6 protein-coding genes are annotated in these 7,514 nt (G+C 72.0%); 5 read left to right on the forward strand and 1 reads right to left on the reverse strand.

Going from position 1 to position 7,514, the window contains the following annotated elements; genetic code table 11:
* Window positions 1–106: 106 nt before the first annotated feature.
* Window positions 107–1,621: a cellulose binding domain-containing protein gene (locus ACIA8F_RS31380; RefSeq protein WP_399383863.1), complete on the reverse strand. Its 1,515-nt coding sequence runs from the start codon at window positions 1,619–1,621 to the stop codon at window positions 107–109.
* A gap of 391 nt (window positions 1,622–2,012) precedes the next feature.
* On the opposite strand from ACIA8F_RS31380, the gene ACIA8F_RS31385 reads away from it, so the two are divergent.
* The 5 genes from ACIA8F_RS31385 (at window position 2,013) to wecB (ending at window position 7,406) form a co-directional block, all read left to right on the forward strand.
* Window positions 2,013–2,612, forward strand: a complete 600-nt coding sequence (locus ACIA8F_RS31385; RefSeq protein WP_399383865.1) for an acyltransferase — start codon at window positions 2,013–2,015, stop codon at window positions 2,610–2,612.
* A 436-nt stretch (window positions 2,613–3,048) separates the two neighbouring features.
* Window positions 3,049–4,218 (forward strand): hypothetical protein, encoded by a 1,170-nt coding sequence (locus tag ACIA8F_RS31390; RefSeq protein WP_399383867.1) that lies wholly within the window; start codon window positions 3,049–3,051, stop codon window positions 4,216–4,218.
* Window positions 4,215–5,006: a WecB/TagA/CpsF family glycosyltransferase gene (locus ACIA8F_RS31395; protein ID WP_399383868.1), complete on the forward strand. Its 792-nt coding sequence runs from the start codon at window positions 4,215–4,217 to the stop codon at window positions 5,004–5,006. The genes ACIA8F_RS31390 and ACIA8F_RS31395 overlap by 4 nt, the downstream gene beginning before the upstream one ends.
* Window positions 5,006–6,262 carry a nucleotide sugar dehydrogenase gene (locus ACIA8F_RS31400; protein ID WP_399383870.1) on the forward strand — a complete coding sequence of 419 codons (1,257 nt, stop codon included), beginning with the start codon at window positions 5,006–5,008 and terminating at the stop codon, window positions 6,260–6,262. Before ACIA8F_RS31395 ends, ACIA8F_RS31400 begins: the two co-directional genes overlap by 1 nt.
* A 4-nt stretch (window positions 6,263–6,266) precedes the next feature.
* Window positions 6,267–7,406, forward strand: a complete 1,140-nt coding sequence (gene wecB, locus ACIA8F_RS31405; RefSeq protein WP_399383871.1) for a non-hydrolyzing UDP-N-acetylglucosamine 2-epimerase — start codon at window positions 6,267–6,269, stop codon at window positions 7,404–7,406.
* Window positions 7,407–7,514: the final 108 nt, after the last annotated feature.

Raw genomic sequence — 7,514 nt, forward strand, 5'->3', positions numbered from 1 at the left:
CCCGGCCCTAGGGGGTAGCCCGTCACCGGCCGCCGGGCATCGCGATCCCCGGTACCCCCGTCCACCTGCCGGCGGGCGGCACCGCGGTCGCGCCGCACCCGCGCTCCTAGCGCAGGGCCCCGAAGGCCTTGGTGAAGGCCAGGGGCTGCTGGAGGATCGAACTGCACGTCGGGTCGGCGTAGTTCACGGATCCGGCCGGGCACTGCCGGTCGCGGGTCGCGGACCACATCGCCAGCCTCCCGATTCCCTTCTCGCTCGCGAAGTCCACGAGCTGGGTGGCGTCGGCGACCGTGAAGATCTCGCTGGTGACGTCGTTGACGCCGATCATCGGCGTGACGGCGACGGCCTTCCAGGCCGCCGCGTCGGAGAGGCCGAGCACGCCCTTGATCTGGGCCTGCGTGGCCGTGGCGGCCTGGATCGCGTACCGGCCCATGTCGCCGCTGTAGGCGGGGCCGTAGTCCATGGCCATGATGTTGACCCCGTGGATCCGTACGCCGGCCTTCTTCGCGTCCGCCAACAGGGCCACGCCCGGCTGCGTGAGTCCCTCCGGCATCACGGGCAGGGTGAAGGCCACGTCGAGCCCCGGGTGGGACGACTGCAGCAAGGCGATGGCCTGCGCGCGGCGGGCGTTGGCGGCGGTGTCGGGCAGGGCCGCGCCCTCGATGTCGAAGTCGACCTTGGTCAGCCGGTAGTGGTCGATGACCTTGCCGTAGGCGGCGGCCAGCTCCTGCGCGGAGCCGCAGTTCAGGGCCAGTTCGTGTCCGGCGGCCCCGCCGAAGGAGACGCGGACGTCGCCGCCCTTGGCGCGCAGGGCGCCGATCTGCGCGGCGACCATGTCGTTCGCGAGTTCGGTGACCCCGCCCCACAGCGGGGCGCAGGCGCCGCCGGAGGTGACGAAGGCGAGGTGGAACTCTTTGACCCCGGTCTTGGCCGCCGCGTCGAGCAGGTCGTAGGCCGGGTAGAGGGAGGTGTCCACGTACGGTGCGAAGCGGGCGCCGCCGGCCGGGGTCCCGGTCGCGGGCGGGGGCGTGGGGGTGGCGGCGGGCGGGACGGGCTTGGTCGGCCGGACCGAGGGGGCGGGGCTCGCGGGGGCGCTGGTCCCGGGCGTCGGCGCGGCGGTCGGGGCGTGCGTGGGGGCGGTGGTGGGGCGGCCGCCCGGCGGGGGTGTCGGGCCGGGGTCCGCCGAGCACTTCGCTCCGTTGATCCGGCAGGCCGTCGGGTTGCCCGCGTTCGCACTCGCACTCGCACTCGTGACGAAGCCGATCGTGGCGGAGGCTCCCGCTGCCAGCTCCTTGTTCCACGCCGCCGGCTTCACGGTGACGCGACGGCCGCTGACCGTGTGCGAGCCGTTCCACAGGGAGGCGAGGGCCGTGCCCGCGGGCAGGTCGAACTCGAGGGTCCAACCCGTCTGCGTGCGGCCCGTGTTGTTGGTGATCACGTACGTGCCGGTGTAACCGCCGCTCCAGGAGCTCGACTTCGTGTACACCGCGCCGACCGAGGCGGCCTGGGCGGTACCCGTGAAGGCGAAGGCGGCGGCCGCGATCAGTACCGCCACCGCCGTCCCGCCCGCGGCCTTCGCCTTCTTGCTCGCCTTGCGCCGGTGTCCGGTGTTGCTGCCCATCGCGTGCCTGCCTCTGAGTTGCCGGTGGTGCCGGTGGTCCCGGTAGTCCCGGTGGTCCGGGTTACCGATCGCCGATTGCCGATTGCCGATTGCCGTGAAGATCGGGGTGCGGCAGCACGCTAGCCGCCCCGAAACGGACAATTGATCGATTCGGGGCGGCGATGGCGAACCTTAGGTTCCACTTAAGGAAGCGATGGGGCGACCTTAAGGCGGCGGACGCGGCCCCCGCCGGGGCGGCGTCCGAGGCGCCGTCAAGTCCACTCCGTGAACAGTCGGTTGATCTTCGGGGCACGCACGGCCGATGCCGCATATGCTCCCTCCGTACCTCAATGCGACGTACATCCATACGACGTACGTCCGAACGCCTCGCGAGCCGTAAGGGGACCGCCCCGTGAGTGTCCGAATTCAACCCTCCTCCCAGGTCGACGAGACGGCCGAGCTCGGGGAGGGGACCACGATCTGGGATCTGGCGCAGGTGCGGGAGGACGCCAGGCTCGGCCGCGACTGCATCGTGGGCCGCGGGGCGTACGTCGGCCCCGGCGTCCGGATCGGGGACAACGTCAAGCTGCAGAACTACGCACTGGTGTACGAGCCCGCCGAACTCGGCGACGGGGTGTTCATCGGCCCGGCCGCGGTGCTCACCAACGACTTCTACCCGCGGGCCGTCGATCCCGACGGCCGCCAGAAGCGCGGCGGCGACTGGGAGGCGGCCGGGGTCGTCGTGGCCGAGGGAGCCTCCCTGGGGGCCCGGTCGGTGTGCGTCGCGGGCGTCCGGATCGGCCGGTGGGCGCTGGTCGCGGCCGGCGCGGTGGTGTCCCGCGACGTGGCGGACTACGCGCTCGTGGCCGGGGTGCCGGCCCGGCGCATCGGCTGGGTGGGCCGGGCCGGAGTGCGGCTACTGGAACGCGAGGGCGAGCCGGGCGTATGGGAGTGCCCGCGCACCGGCGCCCTGCACGACGAGACCGACGGAACGCTGGCCGAGCGCACCTGACGCAACGTCGGCATTTTGGGTCAATGGCATTTCCCCAAAACCACAATCAATGAACATCCTTGGGCATACCTTGTCCCTGTACACGGGATCTGAGCAGGCAACGGGCCGTGTTCCGTGGGGGGTTGTACACGACGAGGGCAATCGCAGACGAGGTGACGGCCGGCGCAGGACCATGCGCCCGTCCGCCGCCGCCGTCCGCGCGCGCCCCGATCCGGGGCTTCGCTGGAGGGGGATCCAGCGGAACCGGAATGCTCGTGCCGACGGGGGGATCACACCGTGGGCACGCGCAGCGTCATGCGCTCCCCTCACCGGACGACGACCGCCGGGTCTGTCCTAGGAACGATTTTTCAGAGGGGGTAGGTGTGTTGGAGCAGTACGGCTACAGCTCGGACATACAGGGCGAGCAGGGCACGCGGGAGACCGAGGTGGGGACCCGGTGACCGCCAGACGATTAGAAGCACTGGCCCATGAGGACCCGTCGTTGCACGCCCTCGCCGAGCGGCTGCTCGCACTGGCCGAGGCGGGGCTGCCCGAGATGTACCTGCCGGGCGCGGAGACCTTCGTCTTCACGCGGGTGGGGACCGTCTCCCCCGACGGCGCGAGGCGCATGGAGCGGCGCGGTACCAGCACCCGGTACGCGGCCATCACCGCACTGGGGGCACGGTTCCTCCCCGAGGAGCGCCAGCGCGCCCTCTTCGACGGCCGCAGCGCGGCCGAGTTCACGGCCGTCCTGGTGGAACGGCTGCCCGCGGTGACGAACCTCGGCGACGCCGCGCTCATCGCCTGGGCCGCCGCCGAGACCGGACACCCCAAGCTCGCGGACGCCGTGGCCAGGGTGGCCGAACTCGACGTCCCGGGACGTCCGCAGTACACGGTGGAAGCCGCCTGGGTGCTGTCCGCGCTCACCGCGGCCCGTACCGCGGTGGACGTCGAGTACCGGCTGGCGGCCGCCCGCGACCGCCTGCTGGCGGCCCGGGTCGGGGACGGCCCGCTGTTCCCGCACGCCACCGGACCCGGGCTGGTCCCCGGATACCGCTCGCACGTGGCCTGCTTCGCCGACCAGACCTATCCGCTCCAGGCGCTGGCCCGGCTGCACGCCAGTGCCCCGGACCCGCGGGCCCTGGCGGCCGCCGACGCCTGCGCCGCCCGGATCTGCGCCCTCCAGGGGGACGGCGGACAGTGGTGGTGGCACTACGACGCCCGCACGGGCGGCGTGGTGGAGGGCTACCCGGTCTACAGCGTGCACCAGCACGCCATGGCACCGACGGCCCTCTTCGACCTGGCCGAGGCCGGCGGCACCGACTTCGGCGCGGAGATCCGCCGGGGCCTGCGCTGGATGACGGCGGTTCCCGAGATCAGCGGGCCCGACGGCACTCCGCGCGAACCCATGATCCGCGAGGAGTTCGGGGTCACCTGGCGCAAGGTCTACCGCGGCGATCCCGCCAAGGCCGTGCGCGCCGCCCGCGGACTCACCACCCGGGTCGCCCCGGGGGCCCGGCTGGCCCCGCTCGACCGGATCTTCCGCCCCCTGGCGGTGGACCGCGAGTGCAGGCCCTACGAGTTCGGCTGGCTGCTCCACGCCTGGCTCGGGGGGCTCGGGAGATGAAGCACAGACAGTCCCTCTTCGGGGTGGCGCTCGACCCCCTGACCATGGACGAGACCGTCCGGCGCTGCCTCGATGCCGTGCAGCGCGGTGAGCAGATCGAGATCGGCATGGTCAACGCGGCCAAGCTGGTCAACATGCGCCGCGACCCCCGCCTCGCGGCGGCGGTCGCCGGCTGCGACCTCGTCCTGGCCGACGGCCAGGCCGTGGTCTGGGCCGGTCGCGTCCTCGGGGTCCGGCTGCCCGAACGGGTCGCGGGAATCGACCTGTTCATGCGGCTGCTGGCCGCGGCGGAGACCGCCGAGGTCCCCGTCTACCTGCTCGGCGCACGGCAGGACGTACTGGACCTCATGCTGGGGCGGATCGCCGAGCGGTTCCCCGCCCTGCGCGTGGCGGGCAGCCGCAACGGCTACTTCGAGGACTCCGAACAGGGCGGGATCGCGGACGCGGTGGGCGCCAGCGGGGCCCGCATGCTGTTCCTCGGCATGACCTCGCCCAAGAAGGAGATCTTCACCGCCGGCTACGGCAAGCGCACCGGCGCCCACGTGGTGCACGGCGTGGGCGGCTCCTTCGACATCCTGGCCGGCATCACCAAGCGCGCCCCCCTGATCTGGCAGCGGATGGGGCTCGAATGGTTCTACCGGACCCTCCAGGAACCGCGCCGCCTGGCCAAGCGCTACCTCACCACCAATGCCGCCTTCCTCCTCATGACGGTCCGCGAACTCATCCGCCGCACACCGTCCGCACTGCCTTCCACACCGTCTTCCGGTTCCGCGAACAGGAGTCACTGATGCGCGTCGTCGTCGTGGGACAGGGATACGTCGGCCTTCCACTGGCCATCAGGGCCGCCGAGGTCGGACACCAGGTGGTCGGCTACGACGTGGACGCGCGGCGGGTCAAGAGCCTCGCCGCCGGCGAGTCGTACGTGGAGGACGTCTCCTCCGCGCGACTGGCCAAGGCGCTGGAACTGGGCACGTACCAGGCCAGTGACCAGGCCCGGGACTGCGGCGGCTTCGACGTCGCGGTCGTCACCGTCCCGACCCCCCTGCAGGACGGTGCCCCCGACCTGCGCTACATCGAGGAGTCCGCACACACCCTGGCGCGCTTCCTGCGGCCGGGCGCCACCGTGGTGCTGGAGTCGACCACCTATCCGGGCACCACCGAGGAGCTGTTCGGGCCGATCCTGGAGGACGGTTCGGGCCTCACGGCCGGCGTGGACTTCCACCTCGGCTACAGCCCCGAGCGCATCGACCCCGGCAACAAGGTGTGGGGCTTCCAGCAGACGCCGAAGGTGGTCTCCGGCGTCAACGCCCTCTCGCTCAAGGCCGTGGACACCTTCTACGCGGGCCTCGTCGACACCACGGTACCGGTGCGCTCCCCCAAGGAGGCCGAGCTGGCGAAGCTGCTGGAGAACACCTTCCGGCACGTGAACATCGCGCTCGTCAACGAGATAGCCATGTTCGCCCGCCACCTCGACATCGACGTGTGGCAGACCATCGAGGCCGCCTCCAGCAAGCCGTTCGGCTTCATGAAGTTCACGCCGGGCCCCGGCGTGGGCGGTCACTGCCTGCCGATCGACCCCTCGTACCTGTCGTGGCGGGTCCAGCGCGAGCTGGGCCAGAACTTCCGGTTCGTGGAGCTGGCCAACGACATCAACAGCCACATGCCCGAGTATGTGACGCGCCGCGTCATGGACGCGCTCAACGCCAAACGCCGCTCGGTCAACGGCTCCCGGATCCTGCTCCTGGGGCTGGCGTACAAGAAGAACACCGGCGACGCCCGGGAGTCGCCGGCGGTACGCGTCTCCCAGCTGCTCCTGGACATGGGCGCGAAGGTGCGTGCCGCCGACCCGCACGTGGTCGAGAGCATCAAGGTCGACGCCCGCCTCTCGCGGGTGGAGCCGACCCGCAAGGAGCTGGCCGCCGCCGACGTGGTCGTCCTCCTCACGGACCACGACTCCTTCGACTACCCGATGATCACCGAGCACGCCTCGCTGATCCTCGACTGCCGCAACCGGCTGTCGGGACCGAAGGTGGAGGTGCTGTGACGGCATGACCAGAATCATCTGCGTGGCCGGAGCCCGGCCCAACTACATGAAGATCAAGCCGGTGATGGACGCCCTGGAGCGCCGCGGCGCGGAGGTCGTCCTCGTCCACACCGGCCAGCACTACGACGAGTCCATGAACGACGTCTTCTTCCGCGACCTCGGCATCCGCTCCCCCGACCGCTATCTCGGAGCCGGATCCGGCAGCCACGCGCTGCAGACCGGCCGGGTGATGGAGGCCTTCGAGCCGCTGCTCGACGAGCTGGCGCCGGACGCGGTCGTGGTGGTCGGGGACATCAACTCCACCCTGGCCTGCGCCCTGGTCACCGCCAAGGCCGGGCCGCTGCTGGCCCATGTGGAGGCGGGTCTGCGCAGCCGGGACTGGAGCATGCCCGAGGAGGTCAACAGGGTCGCCACCGACCGGCTCAGCGACTACCTGCTGGCGCCCTCCCCCGACGCCGCCGCGAACCTGCGGGCGGAGGGGTACCGGGAGGACCAGATCCACGTCGTCGGCAACGTCATGATCGACACGCTGTTCGCCAATCTGGACCGGGCCCGGGAGTCCGACGTCCTTACCCGCTACGGGCTCGCCCGCGGCGGGTACGGCCTGGTCACCCTGCACCGGCCGGCCAACGTGGACGATCCGGACGCCCTGCGCGGCCTGCTGAAGGCACTGGGCGAGATCGCCGGCCGCATCCCGCTGGTGCTGCCCGTGCATCCGCGGGCCGCCGAGCGGCTGGCGGAGATCGGCGTCCCCGGCGGCATCCGGCTGGTGCCGGCCGCCGGATACCTCGATTTCATCGCCCTGCAGGACTCCGCCCGCGTGGTGCTCACCGACTCCGGCGGCATCCAGGAGGAGACCACCGCGCTCGGCGTGCCCTGTGTGACCCTCCGGGAGAACACCGAGCGCCCGATCACCGTCGAGCAGGGCACCAACGTCCTGGCGGGCACCGACCCGGACCGCATCACGGCCACGGTGCACCGGGTGCTCGACGATCCGCCCGCGCCCCGCTGCCCCGAGCTGTGGGACGGCCGCGCGAGCGAGCGCATCGCGCAGGTGCTCCTGGAGGGCGGGAGCGCGGCGACCCGGCCGCGGCCCACCGACCTCGTCGCGCCGGCCGGAGCGGGCGCCGCACCCGTCGTCTAGCTCCGTGGGGGGGGGGGGGCGCCCGGGGGGGGGGGGGCGGCCCCCCCCCCCCCCCCAATTAAACAACTGTTCACCAGGGAGCAGAAAAAGCGGGTTGGGCCCACGGGG

The sequence above is a fragment of the Streptomyces sp. NPDC051563 genome (assembly GCF_044454225.1).
Lineage (GTDB): Bacteria > Actinomycetota > Actinomycetes > Streptomycetales > Streptomycetaceae > Streptomyces.